The organism is Nocardia sp. CA-119907 (genome assembly GCF_050955995.1).
Taxonomy (GTDB): domain Bacteria; phylum Actinomycetota; class Actinomycetes; order Mycobacteriales; family Mycobacteriaceae; genus Nocardia.
This window is the reverse complement of sequence record NZ_CP192091.1, coordinates 1027077-1043003: the sequence shown is the minus strand read 5'-3', so window position 1 is coordinate 1043003 and position 15927 is coordinate 1027077. Positions and strand designations below refer to the sequence as shown.

Annotated in this window: 16 protein-coding genes; 6 read left to right on the top strand and 10 right to left on the bottom strand. The window is 64.9% G+C overall.

Annotation, left to right across the window (positions count from 1 at the left end):
• Positions 1-41: 41 nt before the first annotated feature.
• Entirely contained in the window at positions 42-1241 is a 1200-nt protein-coding gene (locus tag ACQP2D_RS05005) for an NAD(P)/FAD-dependent oxidoreductase (RefSeq protein WP_433682540.1), read from the bottom strand.
• 232 nt (positions 1242-1473) lie between these two features.
• Here ACQP2D_RS05005 and ACQP2D_RS05000 point away from each other — a divergent pair, with 232 nt between their 5' ends.
• From ACQP2D_RS05000 to ACQP2D_RS04990, 3 genes are all read left to right on the top strand, one after another.
• The gene (locus ACQP2D_RS05000) at positions 1474-1830 is read left to right on the top strand and encodes an SPW repeat domain-containing protein (RefSeq protein WP_433682539.1); all 357 of its coding nucleotides are present in this window, start codon (positions 1474-1476) and stop codon (positions 1828-1830) included.
• A gap of 5 nt (positions 1831-1835) precedes the next feature.
• The gene (locus tag ACQP2D_RS04995; protein WP_433682538.1) at positions 1836-2459 is read left to right on the top strand and encodes a TetR/AcrR family transcriptional regulator; all 624 of its coding nucleotides are present in this window, start codon (positions 1836-1838) and stop codon (positions 2457-2459) included.
• Positions 2460-2600: 141 nt separating this feature from the next.
• Positions 2601-3779 carry a lipase family protein gene (locus ACQP2D_RS04990; RefSeq protein WP_433685535.1) on the top strand — a complete coding sequence of 393 codons (1179 nt, stop codon included), beginning with the start codon at positions 2601-2603 and terminating at the stop codon, positions 3777-3779.
• Here ACQP2D_RS04990 and ACQP2D_RS04985 read toward each other — a convergent pair.
• Positions 3776-4585: an alpha/beta fold hydrolase gene (locus ACQP2D_RS04985; protein ID WP_433682537.1), complete on the bottom strand. Its 810-nt coding sequence runs from the start codon at positions 4583-4585 to the stop codon at positions 3776-3778. The genes ACQP2D_RS04990 and ACQP2D_RS04985 overlap by 4 nt on opposite strands.
• Before the next feature lie 202 nt (positions 4586-4787).
• Here ACQP2D_RS04985 and ACQP2D_RS04980 point away from each other — a divergent pair, with 202 nt between their 5' ends.
• Positions 4788-5426 carry a DUF4232 domain-containing protein gene (locus ACQP2D_RS04980; RefSeq protein WP_433682536.1) on the top strand — a complete coding sequence of 213 codons (639 nt, stop codon included), beginning with the start codon at positions 4788-4790 and terminating at the stop codon, positions 5424-5426.
• Positions 5427-5474: 48 nt separating this feature from the next.
• Here ACQP2D_RS04980 and tuf (ACQP2D_RS04975) read toward each other — a convergent pair whose 3' ends face one another.
• From tuf (ACQP2D_RS04975) to hppD, 8 genes are all read right to left on the bottom strand, one after another.
• Positions 5475-6665, bottom strand: coding sequence for an elongation factor Tu (tuf, locus tag ACQP2D_RS04975; protein WP_433682535.1), 1191 nt, complete (start codon positions 6663-6665; stop codon positions 5475-5477).
• A 203-nt stretch (positions 6666-6868) separates the two neighbouring features.
• Positions 6869-8059: an elongation factor Tu gene (tuf, locus tag ACQP2D_RS04970; RefSeq protein ID WP_420772619.1), complete on the bottom strand. Its 1191-nt coding sequence runs from the start codon at positions 8057-8059 to the stop codon at positions 6869-6871.
• 115 nt (positions 8060-8174) lie between these two features.
• Complete coding sequence (gene fusA / locus ACQP2D_RS04965) at positions 8175-10277, bottom strand: elongation factor G (protein WP_433682534.1); 2103 nt, start codon at positions 10275-10277, stop codon at positions 8175-8177.
• Positions 10278-10417: 140 nt separating this feature from the next.
• A complete protein-coding gene (gene rpsG, locus ACQP2D_RS04960) occupies positions 10418-10888 on the bottom strand; it encodes a 30S ribosomal protein S7 (RefSeq protein WP_014353063.1) in 471 nt (156 codons plus the stop codon).
• 1 nt (position 10889) lies between these two features.
• Positions 10890-11264, bottom strand: a complete 375-nt coding sequence (gene rpsL / locus ACQP2D_RS04955) for a 30S ribosomal protein S12 (RefSeq protein ID WP_014353064.1) — start codon at positions 11262-11264, stop codon at positions 10890-10892.
• Between the two features lie 295 nt (positions 11265-11559).
• Positions 11560-12117, bottom strand: a complete 558-nt coding sequence (locus tag ACQP2D_RS04950; RefSeq protein WP_433682533.1) for a DUF3558 domain-containing protein — start codon at positions 12115-12117, stop codon at positions 11560-11562.
• Positions 12118-12128: 11 nt separating this feature from the next.
• Entirely contained in the window at positions 12129-12656 is a 528-nt protein-coding gene (locus ACQP2D_RS04945; RefSeq protein ID WP_433682532.1) for a DUF3558 domain-containing protein, read from the bottom strand.
• Positions 12657-12777: 121 nt separating this feature from the next.
• Positions 12778-13986: a 4-hydroxyphenylpyruvate dioxygenase gene (gene hppD / locus ACQP2D_RS04940; RefSeq protein WP_433682531.1), complete on the bottom strand. Its 1209-nt coding sequence runs from the start codon at positions 13984-13986 to the stop codon at positions 12778-12780.
• 159 nt (positions 13987-14145) lie between these two features.
• Here hppD and ACQP2D_RS04935 point away from each other — a divergent pair, with 159 nt between their 5' ends.
• Positions 14146-14670 carry an Lrp/AsnC family transcriptional regulator gene (locus ACQP2D_RS04935; protein ID WP_433682530.1) on the top strand — a complete coding sequence of 175 codons (525 nt, stop codon included), beginning with the start codon at positions 14146-14148 and terminating at the stop codon, positions 14668-14670.
• 46 nt (positions 14671-14716) lie between these two features.
• On the top strand, positions 14717-15883 hold the full coding sequence (locus tag ACQP2D_RS04930) for a low temperature requirement protein A (RefSeq protein ID WP_433682529.1): 1167 nt from the start codon (positions 14717-14719) through the stop codon (positions 15881-15883).
• The last annotated feature ends 44 nt before the right edge of the window (positions 15884-15927 follow it).

The following is a 15927-nucleotide window of genomic DNA, read 5'->3' as shown; positions in this document are numbered from 1 at the left end:
ATCGCTACGACTGATCCTTCCGAGCGACCTGCAAGCAATCGCTACGGTGTGGCCGCGAGCAGATCCGCGATCGGCGCATTCGCGGCGATCTTCGCGCGGACCTTCATCACCTGGCCGGTCATGCCCGCGCCGACCACACCGGTGAGGTTGCCGTGCTGGGAGTAGTAGGCGAGGAATTTGCGGCCGTCGTCGGCGACGATGTGGATATCGTCATTGGCGCTCGGGGTGCCGAGGGCCTGGATCTTCACGTCGTACTGATCGCTCCAGAAGTACGGCACCCGCGCCGCGGTCGGCGGTTCGGCGCCCAGCAGCGCGCAGGCCAGCAGTTTCGCCTGCTCACCCGCATTCGTCCAATGCTCGACGCGCTTGCGCAGCCCGGTCTCGTGCAGCCAGGCGGCCACATCGCCGACCGCCCACACCCCATCGACCGAGGTGCGGCCCACCTCATCGGCGAGCACGCCGCCACCGGCGGCGGGTTCGGCGAGTTCGATACCGGAATCGGCGAGCCATTCGGTCACCGGACGCGATCCGACGCCGATCACCACCAGATCGGCGGATACCTCACTGCCGTCGGAGAGCATGGCGCCGCGCACCCGCTCGGCATCATCGGCGAGGAAGGTGTCCAGGCCGGTCTCGCAACGCAGGTCGACGCCCTCGGCCCGATGCATGCGGGCCACCAGCGCGCCGATCTGTTCGCCGAGCACCGAGGCCAGCGGCGTCGGCTGGGGTTCGACAAGGACGACCTCGACACCGCTGGCCCGGAAGCTCGCCGCCAGTTCACAGCCGATGAATCCGGCACCGACCACCAGCGCCGTACCGGCGCCGGACAATTCGGCGCGCAGCGCGGCGGCATCGGCATGTCCGCGCAGCACGTGCACACCCCGCAGATCGGGCAGTCCGGGCAGGCGGCGCGGCCGCAGACCGGTCGCGATGATCAGCTGGTCATAGACGAGCGTGCCGCCATCGGCCAGGCGTACCTGGCGCGCGGCGGTATCCACGCCGACCGCCTCGGTATTCAGCCGCAGGTCGATCTGCTTCTCGTCGAAGAATTCGGCGGGCCGCAGGGTGGTGTCGTCGGTCTCGCCGCGCACGAACTGCTTGGACAGCGGCGGGCGGTCGTACGGCAGCCGCGACTCCTCGCCGATGAGGATCAGCTCGCCCTCGTATCCGGCACGACGCAACTCCTCGGCGGTGCGCAGCCCGGCGAGACCGGCTCCGACGATGACAATCGGCCTGTTCATGCAGCCTTCCCTTCATTGACGCCGAACCGGCGCTGGGTCGAGTTGGCATCCGTTACTGAGGGTGACACGAAGCTCACCCTAACCTTTGCTTGGTCGCACACCGCAGTGAGGGCCGCCACACCGGATTACCCGCCGATCGGTGTGCAAACGTATCCATATCTATATTGATCGGTCGGTCAATCAGAGTTAGATCTGAGTGAGGAGAACAATTCAGAGCCCGAGGAGGCACACCATGTTCACCGAAAGTCGCGCGCAGGATTTCCTGGCCGTTGTGCTGGGCATCTTTACCGCGCTGTCACCCCTGTGGGTGAACACGAACGACAACGCCATGTGGTCGTTGATCGTCTTGGGCGCGCTCATCGCCCTCACCGGCCTGGCGCAGATGTACCGGCCGACCCTGGCGGCCGCCGACTATGCGATGGGCCTGTTCGGCGCATTGCTGTTCATCTCCCCATGGGCGATGGACTACACCGACTACCGCGGCGCATCCTGGACCGCATGGGTAGTGGGCGTGGTGACGGTGGTGGTCGCGGTGGCGGCGCTGCCGACGGTATCGGGTCGGCTGCACGATATGGCGCCGCATCACTGATGCAGATGCCGAAACCCCGGCGAGGCGGGCGGCGCCGTAGCGCGAAAGTCGACGGCGACGCCCGTCAGCTCATTCTCGATGCCTCGGAAAAACTCTTCGCGGCACAGGGATTCGACGCGACCGCGACCGCGACCATCGCCGAGGCTGCCGGTGTCCCCAAGGGCCTGGTCTTCTATTACTTCCCCACCAAGGATTCGATCCTGTCCACGCTGATGGCCGAGCGGGTGCCGGCGGAGCCGATCGGCGATATCGGCACGGTGGTCGCGCCGGGCGATCCGGCGGCCAGCCTGGTCAATCTCGATGCCGCGCTGAATCTGCGCGATCACCACTCCTCGGTGCTGCGCGTCATCATGTGGCGCGAGGCCGATACCCATCCCGATGTCCGCCGCCAATTGCGCCGCCTGCGCGATCAACTACTCGATGTCACCGCCCGGGTACTGCAGGCCAGCGCGCCCGTTCCGGTCCAGCCCGGGACGCTGCGTGCCTGCGCGGCCGCCTGGGTTTCGGCGATGTTCGCCATTGCCAGCAGCGATCGGCTGCACGCCCTCGACGGGGTACCGCTGCCGACAGCGGATGAGATCTTCAATGTGGCGCGGGTGGTCGCAGCGGGTATGACGCAGCTCGGCTGAACATTCTTTCGACCGGATAACTGAAAGGCGCGCCTTTACCGATGTCATCCGGGGCGCGTGATAAACCTTCGGCTTGTGCAGATCAATCGAACACTTCGAGATCTCGCCGGTCTCGCGACGCGCGCATTGATCGTCTGCCTCATGGTCGGCGCCGCAACGACATTCCTGGGCGGTACCGCAGCCCGGGCCACACCGATTTACCCGACCCCGGACCCGGACCCCTTCTATGCGGCACCAGAGGATCTGGCGGATAGGCAACCGGGTGAGGTGCTGGCGACGCGACCGCTGCCACCGCTGCTGGTCTTCCCGGAAACCATGGTCACGCAGATCAAATTCCGTTCGACCAATTCCGCTGGACAGCCGATCGCGGCGACGACCACAATGCTGACGCCGCACTCACACCGCCCCGATGCACCGGTCCTGTCCTATCAGCACATCATCAACGGCCTCGGCACACAGTGCACGGTGTCGCGCGTGCTCTACACCTCCGATCCGGCGCTGCAACTGCGCGAGGCGGTGCTGCTCAACGCGGTGCTGTCGGACGGCTGGAGCGTCGCACTGCCCGATCATCTCGGGCCGAACTCCGCCTATGGCGCGGCCCGGCTCGGCGGCCAGATCACCCTGGACGGTATTCGCGCCATTCGCCGGGTTCCCGAACTCGAAATAGCCAACAGCAGGATCGCGATGGCGGGCTATTCCGGCGGCGGAATGGCCACCGCATTCGCCGCCGCGATGGCGCCGCAGTACGCGCCCGAACTGGACATCGCGGGCGCCGCGATCGGCGGCGTACCCATGAACCTGGTGAAAATGCTGGAGTGGGTCAATACCAATCCGCATCCGGCATTCGGACTCTTGATGGCGGCCGGTATCGGGCTGGAACGGGAGTACCCGGACCGCTTTCCGATCAGCGACTACCTGAATCAGCGCGGGCTGGAGGCACGCACCGCGATAGCCAACGCGTGCACCAACGAAATCCTCTACATCGGCGCCGGGCACAGCGCCCGCGATTACGCGCGGAGCATGACCCTGGCCGATGATCAGAATGCCAGGACGGTGGTCGAAGAGAACAGTCTCGAACTCTTCGACGGCATCCCGAGAATACCGATCTTCGAATGGCATTCACCGTCCGATCCGCTCATTCCGGTCGATGCCATCGACAATGTCGACCGGCGATATTGCGCCGCGGGTGTCGCGCTGCAAGCCGAACTCACCTACTCCTCCGAACATCTGAGTGCCGCCGTGCTCGGGGTACCCGCGGTGCTGTCCTGGCTCGACGCCCGCTTGCGCGGCGATCCGGCGCCGAACAACTGCGCAGACTAGTCCGCGAGGAATGCGACGACATCGGGCACGAAGCGCTTCACGACCCCGATGTGGGTGGTATGCGGGTAGATGATCAAGCGCGAGTTCGGGATTCCGTCCGCGGTGCGGCGGAAGTTCTCCGTGCTGTATGCGGTGTCGCTGTCACCGCCGAGGACCAGGGTCGGCGCGGTGATATCGCCGAGCCGACCCGCCAGGTCGAAGGCGTCCTCGGCGCGGATGAAGGCCAGGGTGTCGGCGGGATTCCGCGGGCGCGCGAGGGGATCGGCCAACCACATGCCCGCGGCGGCGAGGCGCTGCGCGATCGGTGATCTGAAGGCGACCCCGGCCATGTGGTGCAGCCCGCGCTTGCCCGCATAGGCTGCCTCGCCGTAGCGCAACTGCGCAGTGCGGGCGGCGTTTTCCAGGGTGTAGCCCGATGAGGCGATGATCAGTCGCCGGACGGCGGCGGGATGGTCGGCCGCGAGTTGCAGGGCCAGCGATCCACCCGAGGAGACGCCGAGAACATCGACGGGTTCGCCGAATTCGTCGTGCATTGCCCGCGCGTGCTCGGCGGCGATATCGGCCATCGTCGTGCCCTCGGCCATACCGGGCGCGCGGTTCACCGCGTAGACCCGGAAATGCGCCGCGAGCGGGGCCAATGTCCTGATCTCGGACTGTCGCAACCATCCGGTGGGATTGGCGTGATCGGGGGTGAACCACCGCAGGAAGACCAGCGGCCGTCCGAATCCGAGCGCGAGATACGGCATGCCATGCGTCCACGTGCCCTCGGTGACGTCCAGTGCGGTGGCCAGGGCCGAATTGCTCATGCTTCCTCCGATCAACCGGTCTTACCTCTTTGCTCGACGTTAGCGCCGAGCCATGCCGACTCGCGACAACCTCGGAGGTCATGGGTTCGAGTACCCATTCGGAGGGGTTCAGCTACCGCACCGGCGCGAAGTTCGCCCAAAAGTTCGTATGCCCGGATACGTTGTGGTTCGTTGTTGCGCACCGGGCGACTACCGTTGGGATATGCGCCTGATAGCAGCGGCCGCCCTGGTGGCGGCGTTGCCGATGGCCGCCTGCGAGAGTTCGTCGCCCGCGCCATCGGCCAGCATGATCACGCGGCCCGCTGTCGCGGCAACTACGCATACGCCGATTCCCGGACCATCGGTCCCCGCGGCATCGGTGCCCGGAGCGACAACACCCGCCACCAACGGCCCGCCGACCGAGACACCACCCCTTGGCGCACCGTACTGTGCCGCCACGGACCTCGTGCTATCGCTGGAGAGCGCGAGCGCGGCGGCCGGGAGCATCTACGCACCCGTCGATTTCACGAATATCGGCGCACGCACCTGCACGCTCTTCGGCTATCCAGAAGTGTCACTGGCCGCCGGAGATCCGCCACTGTCGATCGGCCCTGGAGGCGAGCAGATCACCGATGGCGAGCCGCGGCAGGTCATCCTCGGACCCGGCGCGGTCGCGCATGCGACAGTGCGCTACACCCAAGCGGGAAATTACGACTGCGAGCGCGCTCCGGCCGAATATCTGCTGGTGTATCCACCGAACCAGACCGTCCCGGTGACGCTCCCCTTCGATGCGGACGCCTGCGTTCAGCCCCCGATAGCGCTACTGCACGCCGAGTACGTGAAACCGGGCGCGGCGAACTGAAATCTCCGGGAGCGGACCCGAGCGGCACCGCTCGGGACGCTCAGGAAATCACTGAAGGATCTTGGTAACTCGGCCCGCGCCGACAGTGCGGCCGCCTTCGCGGATGGCGAAGCGGAGACCTTCGTCCATGGCTATGGGTTGGATCAGTTCGACCTTCATTTCGGTGTTGTCGCCGGGCATGACCATTTCGGTGCCCTTGGGCAGGGTTACCACGCCGGTGACGTCGGTGGTGCGGAAGTAGAACTGGGGGCGGTAATTATTGAAGAACGGCGTGTGACGGCCGCCCTCATCTTTGGACAGGATGTAGACCTGGCCTTCGAATACGGTATGGGGCGTGATGGTTCCGGGCTTCACCACCACCTGACCGCGTTCCACATCCTCGCGCCGAACGCCGCGCAGTAGCAATCCGACGGCGTCACCCGCTTGGCCCTGATCGAGGAGTTTGTGGAACATCTCGATGCCGGTGACGTGCGTTTTGGTGCGCTTGTCGCGGATACCGATGATCTCGACTTCATCATTGAGCTTGATGGTGCCGCGCTCAATGCGGCCGGTGACCACGGTGCCGCGGCCGGTAATCGTGACCACATCCTCGACCGGCATCAGGAACGGTTTATCGGTCTCCCGCACGGGCTCCGGAATCGCCTCGTCCACCGCATCGAGTAGTTCGACGATCGATTGCTGCCACACCGGATCACCCTCCAGCGCCCTCAGACCGGAGACCCGGATCACCGGGGCGTCCTCGTCGAATTCCTGGGCCGCCAACAGATCCCGGACTTCCAGCTCGACGAGTTCCAGAATCTCTTCGTCATCGACCATATCGGCCTTGTTCAAGGCGACCAGGATATAGGGCACCCCGACCTGACGGGCGAGCAGCACGTGCTCCCGAGTCTGCGGCATCGGCCCATCGGTCGCGGCGACAACCAGAATCGCACCGTCCATCTGCGCCGCGCCGGTGATCATATTCTTCACATAATCCGCATGCCCCGGCGCATCCACATGCGCGTAATGTCTACGCTCCGTTTGATATTCGACATGCGCGATATTGATCGTGATGCCACGCGCCTTCTCCTCCGGCGCCTTATCGATCTGATCGAACGCGGACACCCGATTCAAACTCGGATACTTCTCCGCCAAGACCTTGGTGATCGCCGCGGTCAACGTGGTCTTGCCGTGGTCAACATGCCCGATGGTGCCAATGTTGACGTGCGGCTTCGTGCGATCGAATTTCGCCTTCGCCACTGTGCAGCCCCCTTGTGGACTTGCCATGAACAAATGACGAGGTCCCCAACGGCAAGAGCGGCCCCGCACGAACGCCGAGGGCCTCACCCCGACGATAACCCCGAAATCCCCTGCCCACCCCACCTTTTCACCAGATATCCCCCGAAACGCCGAACGGCGCCGCCCCTTTCGGAGCGACGCCGTTCGAAAAGCGATTCAGTGAATCACTTGATGATCTTCGTGACGCGACCGGCGCCGACGGTGCGGCCACCCTCGCGGATCGCGAAGCGCAGACCCTCGTCCATGGCGACCGGCTGGATCAGCTTGACGGACATCTCGGTGTTGTCACCGGGCATGACCATCTCGGTGCCCTCGGGCAGGGTCACAACGCCCGTCACGTCCGTGGTACGGAAGTAGAACTGCGGACGGTAGTTGTTGAAGAACGGGGTGTGGCGGCCGCCCTCGTCCTTGGACAGGATGTAGGCCTGACCCTCGAACTCGGTGTGCGGGGTGGTGGTGCCCGGCTTCACGACAACCTGGCCACGCTCGACATCTTCGCGCTTGATACCACGAACCAGCAGACCGACGTTGTCGCCCGCCTGGCCCTGGTCGAGCAGCTTGCGGAACATCTCGATACCGGTGACGGTGGTCTTGGTGCTCTTCTCGCGGATGCCGACGATCTCGACTTCCTCGTTCACGTTGATGATGCCGCGCTCGACACGACCGGTGACGACGGTGCCACGACCGGTGATCGTGAAGACGTCCTCGACCGGCATCAGGAACGGCTTGTCGGTCTCACGAACCGGGTCCGGGATGGACTCGTCGACCGCGGCCATGAGCTCGAGTACCGACTCGGTCCACTTCGGGTCGCCCTCGAGCGCCTTCAGACCGGAAACGCGCACGACCGGCGCGTCCTCGTCGAACTCCTGCGAGGCCAGCAGTTCGCGGACCTCCATCTCGACGAGTTCGAGGATCTCGTCGTCGTCGACCATGTCGGCCTTGTTCAGGGCGACCAGGATGTAGGGCACGCCGACCTGACGGGCGAGCAGCACGTGCTCACGGGTCTGCGGCATCGGGCCGTCGGTGGCGGCGACCACGAGGATGGCACCGTCCATCTGCGCCGCACCGGTGATCATGTTCTTGATGTAGTCGGCGTGACCCGGCGCGTCGACGTGTGCGTAGTGGCGCTTCTCCGTCTGGTACTCGACGTGGGAGATGTTGATCGTGATACCACGAGCCTTCTCCTCAGGCGCCTTGTCGATCTGATCGAAGGCAAAGCTCTCGTTCAGATCCGGGTACTTGTCAGCCAGCACCTTGGTGATCGCTGCGGTCAGCGTGGTCTTGCCGTGGTCGACGTGACCGATGGTGCCGATGTTGACGTGCGGCTTCGTCCGCTCGAACTTCGCCTTCGCCACTTGGTGTCCTCCTGGACTTGTTGGTGCGTGCAGTTGCAGCAGTGCGGTTTACATATTGGGGGTCGTGCTGACTCCCGGCTGATAGGGGCAAGTCTTGCACCTGCCCCGATCGGTATTACTCGCCGGTCGCCTTGGCGATGATCTCCTTCGACACGTTGGCCGGAACCTCCGCGTACGAATCGAACACCATGGAGTAGTTCGCCCGGCCCTGGGTCTTCGACCGCAGATCGCCGATGTAACCGAACATCTCCGAGAGCGGAACCAGCGCCTTGACGACACGGGCACCACTGCGTTCCTCCATGGCCTGGATCTGGCCACGGCGGGAATTCAGGTCGCCGATCACATCGCCCATGTAATCCTCGGGCGTGATGACCTCGACCGCCATCAGCGGTTCGAGGATCACCGGACCGGCCTTACGGGCCGCTTCCTTCAGGGCCTGCGAGCCGGCGATCTTGAAGGCCATTTCCGACGAGTCGACGTCGTGGTACGCGCCGTCGAGCAGCGTGACCTTCAGGTTCACCAGCGGGTAGCCCGCGAGCACACCGTACTGCATGGCATCCTGCGCGCCCGCGTCCACCGAAGGGATGTATTCGCGCGGCACGCGGCCACCGGTGACCTTGTTCTCGAACTCGTAGGTCGCGCCGTCCTCGCCGACGAACGGCTCGAGGGCGATGATGACCTTCGCGAACTGACCGGAGCCACCCGTCTGCTTCTTGTGGGTGAACTCGAGCTTCTCGACCGGCTTGGTGATCGTCTCGCGGTAGGCCACCTGCGGCTTACCGACGTTCGCCTCGACCTTGAACTCGCGCCGCATGCGGTCGACGAGGATGTCGAGGTGCAGTTCGCCCATGCCGCCGATGACGGTCTGGCCGGTCTCCTGGTCGAGCTTGACCGAGAAGGTCGGGTCCTCTTCGGACAGACGCTGGATCGCGGTGCCCAGCTTCTCCTGGTCGGACTTGGTCTTCGGCTCGATGGAGACCTCGATGACCGGGTCCGGGAAGGTCATGGACTCGAGCACGATCTGGTTCTGCGGATCGCACAGGGTGTCACCGGTGGTGGTGTCCTTCAGGCCGATGACCGCGTAGATGTGGCCCGCGACGGCCTCGGTGACCGGGTTCTCCTTGTTGGAGTGCATCTGGAACAGCTTGCCCAGCCGCTCCTTCTTGCCCTTGGTCGAGTTGATGACCTGGGCGCCCGAGTCGACCTTGCCCGAGTACACGCGGACGTAGGTCAGCTTGCCGAAGAAGGGGTGCACGGCGATCTTGAAGGCCAGCGCCGCGAACGGCTCGCTGGTGTTCGCGTCGCGGTGGATGATCTCCTCTTCCTTGCCCGGGATGTGGCCGTCGGTGCCACCGTCGTCCAGCGGGGTCGGCAGGTAGTCGATCACGGCGTCGAGCATGGGCTGCACGCCCTTGTTCTTGAACGCCGAACCACACAGCACCGGGTAGATCTCGGAGTTGACCGTCATCTTGCGGATGGCGCCCTTGATCTCCTCGATCGAGAGCTCCTCGCCACCGAAGAACTTCTCCAGCAGCGCCTCATCCGATTCGGCGACGGTCTCGAGCAGCTCCTGGCGGTACTGCTCGGCCTTCTCCGCGAGGTCGGCCGGGATCTCCTCGATCTCGTACTTCTCGCCGAGCTTGGTCTCGCCCTTCCAGACCTTGGCGTTCATCTCGACCAGGTCGACGATGCCCTCGAAGGTGTCCTCGGCGCCGATCGGCAGCTGGATGACCAACGGCTTGGCACCGAGGCGGTCCTTGATGGTCTGCACGGTGAAGTAGAAGTCCGCACCGAGCTTGTCCATCTTGTTGACGAAGCAGATCCGAGGCACGTTGTACTTATCGGCCTGACGCCACACCTGCTCGGACTGCGGCTCGACGCCTTCCTTGCCGTCGAACACCGCAACGGCGCCGTCGAGCACGCGCAGCGACCGCTCCACCTCGACGGTGAAGTCGACGTGCCCGGGGGTGTCGATGATGTTGATCTGGTTGTTGTTCCAGAAGCATGTGGTGGCCGCGGAGGTGATGGTGATACCACGCTCCTGCTCCTGCTCCATCCAGTCCATGGTGGCGGCGCCATCGTGGACTTCACCGATCTTGTAGGTGATACCGGTGTAGAAGAGGATGCGTTCAGTTGTGGTCGTCTTGCCCGCATCAATGTGGGCCATGATGCCGATGTTGCGGACCTTGTTCAGGTCGGTGAGCACGTCCTGTGCCACGGAAATCTTCCCCGCTCGTAGCTAGTTGGGATTTTCGGGGACGACCCAGTGGTCGTCTCTATGTCAACGCCGGAAGCGGCAGGTAAGTGCCGCATTCCGACTCTGCCTCCCGACCCAGAAAACGACGGGCCGGGCAGACGTCACCAGCGGTAGTGCGCGAAGGCCCGGTTGGACTCGGCCATCTTGTGGGTGTCCTCACGGCGCTTCACCGAAGCACCGAGTCCGTTGCTGGCGTCGAGCAGTTCGTTGGCGAGGCGCTCGACCATGGTCTTCTCGCGACGGGCGCGCGAGAAGTTGACCAGCCAGCGCAGCGCCAGGGTGTTGGCACGGCCGGGACGAACCTCGACCGGCACCTGGTAGGTGGCGCCACCGACGCGACGGGGCTTGACCTCGAGCGACGGCTTGACGTTGTCGAGCGCGCGCTTGAGGGTGACGACCGGATCGGTGCCGGTCTTCTCGCGCGCCTGCTCCAGCGCGCCGTAGACGATGCGCTCGGCGGTGGACTTCTTGCCGTCCAGCAGGATCTTGTTGACCAGCTGAGTAACCAGCGGCGAACCGTAGACCGGGTCGTTGATCAGCGGACGCTTGGGTGCGGGGCCCTTGCGTGGCATATCAGCTCTTCTCCTTCTTGGCGCCGTAGCGGCTGCGGGCCTGCTTGCGGTTCTTCACACCCTGGGTGTCGAGGGACCCGCGGATGATCTTGTAGCGAACACCGGGGAGGTCCTTCACACGACCGCCGCGAACGAGCACCATCGAGTGCTCCTGCAGGTTGTGGCCCTCACCCGGGATGTAGGCCGTGACCTCGACCGCGCTGGTCAGGCGAACACGCGCGACCTTGCGCAGCGCGGAGTTCGGCTTCTTCGGGGTGGTGGTGTACACGCGGGTGCACACGCCACGACGCTGCGGGCTCCCCTTGAGGGCCGCGGTCTTGGTCTTGGCGACCTTGTCGCGACGACCCTTGCGGACCAGCTGGTTGATGGTTGGCATAGACCGGCTTTCCTTAATTAGTTAACGCGGTGTCTGGAACTTCATGTCTGTGTCATCGAGTCTTCACTCGCACGTCCGGCCACGTTTCTCGCGTCCCGAGGTCGGGCGTGTCGCACGCAAGACATAGTCCGAATTCCGGGCACGCCGGAAAGGTCGGCCGCTCTCGCTGGCCTACGTTTGCGCACGAACTTGCCCGCATGCTTCCGGGCACAGCGATCCACGATACCCGTGGCCTCGACACATGGTCAAAGTGGGGTCGGTCGATGCGACCGGAGGGCCACTACCACCGGCCGGGCTACCTGGCCAGATTCAGGGTCAGCTCGACCAATTTCTGGGCACCGGCACACGGATCGGGATGCCCGCCCGGTCGGTAGTTGATCCACCAGCCGATGATGCCGGTATCGGCGGCGCCCGCACTCACCCCACACGAGTCGGGATCGTTCGGACGGGTCGTCTTCAGACCGCGCCGCCCCTGCACGGTGATGTTCTCGGTGTTGTAGCCCAGCTTGTCGTTATTGGACTTCTCGTTATTCAGTGAGCCTTCCTCGTACCAGTTGAGGGTGACCATGGCCGAGCCGCCGGGTGCGTCCTCGACATCCCACATGCAGACCGCGCCGTTGAACGACGGCGAGACGACCTTCGCATTGCCCACCGCCGAACCGATCTGGTCGAGCCCGACCACCTCGCATTCACGCAGCAGCTTGTCGAAGTTGGAATTGACGGTCGTGGCTCCGCTGCCGCCCGCCGGATGCGCAGAGCCCTTGACGGTCTTACCGCAGCCACCGGCGCTCAGCGCGACCGCGCACACCGTGGCGGCGACGGCCGCGATCCGGAGGCCCGGACGTGAACTCATCTGTGTTCCCCTCACTGCAGCCGCTGCACGGTCAACTCGGCCAGCTTGCGGGTCCGGTCACACGGATTGCCCTGACTGGAGAACAGTCCGTAGGACATCGACCATTCGAAGAAGTCGTCATTGAGCTGCACCGCGAGATCGCAGACCGCACCGCCGGGGTCGAGTGCCTGGAATCCCTTGCGGCCGCCGACATCGATGGTCTCCGGATTGCGGCCGACATTGGAGACCCAGGCCTTCTCGCGATCGATCGGGCTACCCCGATACGACGCGAAAGTGACACTCGGCGAAGCGAGTCCGGCGGCCTGGAAATTGCAGCCGACCGAGTTCCGATAGACCCGCGCGAGCTGAGGCAGTCCGGCGATATCGCGAACCTCTTGTTCGGTGACATGGCCACATTCACCGACGAACGGGCCGAGCGTGGCGACCTTCGGCGGCGGCCGCAACGGGGCATTCGTGGAATCGGAGTCACCGTCCGAGCCGCAGGCCGCTAGCGTCAGTGCCAAGGCCAGACCGGTGACGATCGCCGACGGGATCCGCATGCGATGAACTCTACTGAAATCCTGGCCGCGCGGGCGCGGCGTGTTCGCGGCCCCCTTGGTCGCTCGTAAGACTCGCTCCGTTGTGGCTGGTAGTGCGGTGATCTGACGAACCGGTATGCGACTACAGGTTGCCGCGGGCAGCTTGTTCGCGTTCGATCGCCTGGAACAGGGCCTTGAAGTTGCCCTTGCCGAAGCCGAGGGAGCCGTGGCGTTCGATGAGTTCGAAGAAGACGGTGGGGCGATCGGTGAGCGGTTTGGTGAAGATCTGCAGTAGATAGCCGTCCTCGTCGCGGTCGACCAGGATGCCGCGGCGTTGCAGTTCGCGCACCGGGACGCGGACATGGCCGATGCGGGCGCGCAGTTCGGGATCGGAGTAGTAGGTGTCGGGTGTTTCGAGGAATTCGACGCCCTCGCGGCGCAATACGTCGACGCATTCGAGAATGTCGCTGGTGGCCAGTGCGATGTGCTGCACGCCGGGGCCGCGGTAGAACTCGAGGTATTCGTCGATCTGGGAACGCTTCTTACCCACCGCGGGTTCGTTGAGCGGGAACTTCACCCGGTGATTGCCATTGGCCACCACCTTGCTCATGAGCGCGGAGTACTCGGTGGCGATATCGTCGCCGACGAATTCGGCCATATTCGTGAAACCCATGACCCGGCGGTAGAACTCGACCCACTCGTCCATCATGCCCAGCTCGACATTGCCGACGACATGGTCGATGGCCTGGAACAGCCGGGTCGGCGTGCCGGGCCGCGGCTGATAGGCGGAGCGGCGGGCGATATACCCGGGCAGGTACGGCCCGTAGTACCTGGAGCGATCGATCAGCGTGTGCCTGGTCTCGCCGTAGGTGGCCAGTGCCGCCGACCGGACGGTGCCGAATTCGTCTGTGTCGTCATGTGGTTCGGCCAGAATCGTCGCGCCGTGCGTGCGCGCCCACTCGATGCAGCGGTCCACATCCGGCACCTCCAGCGCGATATCGACGACGCCGTCGCCGTGCCGGTCGTGGTGGGCGACCAGCGGGCTGTCCGGTGCGACCGCGCCGGTGACGACGAATCTGGCCGCGCCGCTGCGCAGCACATAGGCCTTGTGATCGCGGTTGCCGGTCTCCGGGCCCGAGTAGGCCTCCAGCCGCATGCCGAAGGCGGACTCCAGGAAGTGGGCGGTCTGGGTCGCGTTGCCGACCACCCAGACCAGCGCATCCCAGCCGATGACCGGAAACGGATCGACGGCGTCATCGTGATCGACGAGCCCGACGAGCCTGCGCAGGTCGCCGTCGGTGGGTGGCGGGCCGCTATGTCGCTGGGAGTTCGGCAGGTGCTCGATGGTCATGATCCAAGGAAATCGCCGCCCCACTGGATAGGCAACATCACCGATTTTCGATAGACACTGTGGCGAATTCGGCTAGGAACTCACCCCTGATGCTGGACAATTTGAATAGCATCGTCAGTGACCAGCATCACGCCGGTCGCGCCCCGAACGGAGGCTGTCATGTCGCGCACGCCCGCGAAACTGGATGAACTCGATCTCGCCATCCTCACCGCGATGCACGAGTATCAGAAGGCGGGCATTCTCGAACTGTCCCGGCGCACCCGAGTCGCGCGGGCCACCGTCCAGTCGCGCATCGGACGGATGGAGGAGTCGGGCGTCATCGCGTCCTATGATCCGCAGATCGATGTCACCGCAGCGGGTTTCGATGTGCAGGCCTTCGTCACGCTGGAGATCGCACAGGGTGCGCTGGATACCGTGGCGGCCGAACTCGACGCGATTCCAGGGGTTTTAGAGGCGTATGCGACCACGGGCTCCGGTGATGTGCTGTGCCGGATCGGCGCGGATTCCCATGCCGGGCTGCAGGCGGTGTTGTTGAGTATCGACCGGACGAGTTCGGTGGTGCGTTCGCACAGCGTGATCGTGCTGTCGACGGTCATCGCGCACCGGACGCTGCCGCTATTGCGCACGCTGACACCGACCGGGACCACCAAAGCACCCGCCTACCGGGACAACCCCGAGCACTGACCCCCATCTAGTCTCGTAGTCCTGTGTCACCGAGTACGAGATTTCGATGAGCGAGCCTGCCGAATCCAACACCGCCACACCCCATGCCCGCGCCACCTGGGCCGAGTTGTTCTTCGATCTGGTCCTGGTCTTCGCGGTCACCCAGACCGCGCATGTGCTCGGCCAGCACACCTCGATCGCCACTCTCGGCCACGCCCTGGTCCTGCTCGCACCGCTGTGGTGGGGCTGGGTCGGCGTCACCATTCTGGTGAATACCGTCGAGGAGACCAATGCCCAACGTCTCGTGCTGTTCGGTTGCGGGCTGTTCATCTACTTGATGGCGGTGGCGGCGCCCGCCGCACTGGATCAACCACGCGGGGCCGCAATGGTTTTCGCGGGGGCGCATCTGCTGTTGCGCATCGTGCTGTTCATCGCCGTCACCCGCACCCACGGCTTCGAGACCGCCATCAATCCGTTCAGCATCGGATTGGTCACCGCCATAGCGATTTTCGCGAGCGCGCCGCTGCCGGAACATACGCGTATCTGGGTCTGGACCGGGGCGCTGGTGGTGCAGTTGGGCGCACCGCTGCTGTACGGCAGGGCCGTGCGCAACCGGGCGATCGGGGTCTCGCATCTGGTGGAGCGGTTCGGCCTGTTCATCATTATCGCGCTGGGTGAATCGGTGGTCGACGCGGGCGCGCAGGCCGCATCGACCGATCTCGATCCGGAGGTGGTGACCACGCTGGTGCTGGCCTTCCTGGTCGGCGCGGGGCTGTGGTGGATCTACTTCCATCGCTCGGCGCGATTGCTCGAGCACGCACTGACGACCATGCCCGCGCCCGGGTTGATCGTGCGGGACGTGCTGAGCTACGGGCATTTGGGGCTGGTGGCCGGGCTGGTCGCGGTGGCGGTCGGGCTGGGTCATGCGGTGGCCGATCCCGGTCATATCGCACACGGTGTTGCCGCCGCACTGGCACCGGGCGGCGCTGCGCTGTTCCTCATGGCCCTGGTGGTGAATCGGTGGCGCATGCTGGGCAATGTGGCCACGACCCGCATCGCGGCGGCGCTGGGTTTGATCGTCGTCGCGCTGGTGTCGTCGATGCTGCCCGCCATCGCCGTGGTCGGACTCACCGCGGCCGTGCTGGTGGCAATCGATATCGCCGAGCAGATGGTGGCCGGACCCGGTCAACCGCTGCCCGTGGTCCGGGTGCGGCGGCAACCACGCTCGATGTAGCGCCGGGCATATAGGCGGAGCCAGCGCCGTCCCGGCCAACCTCG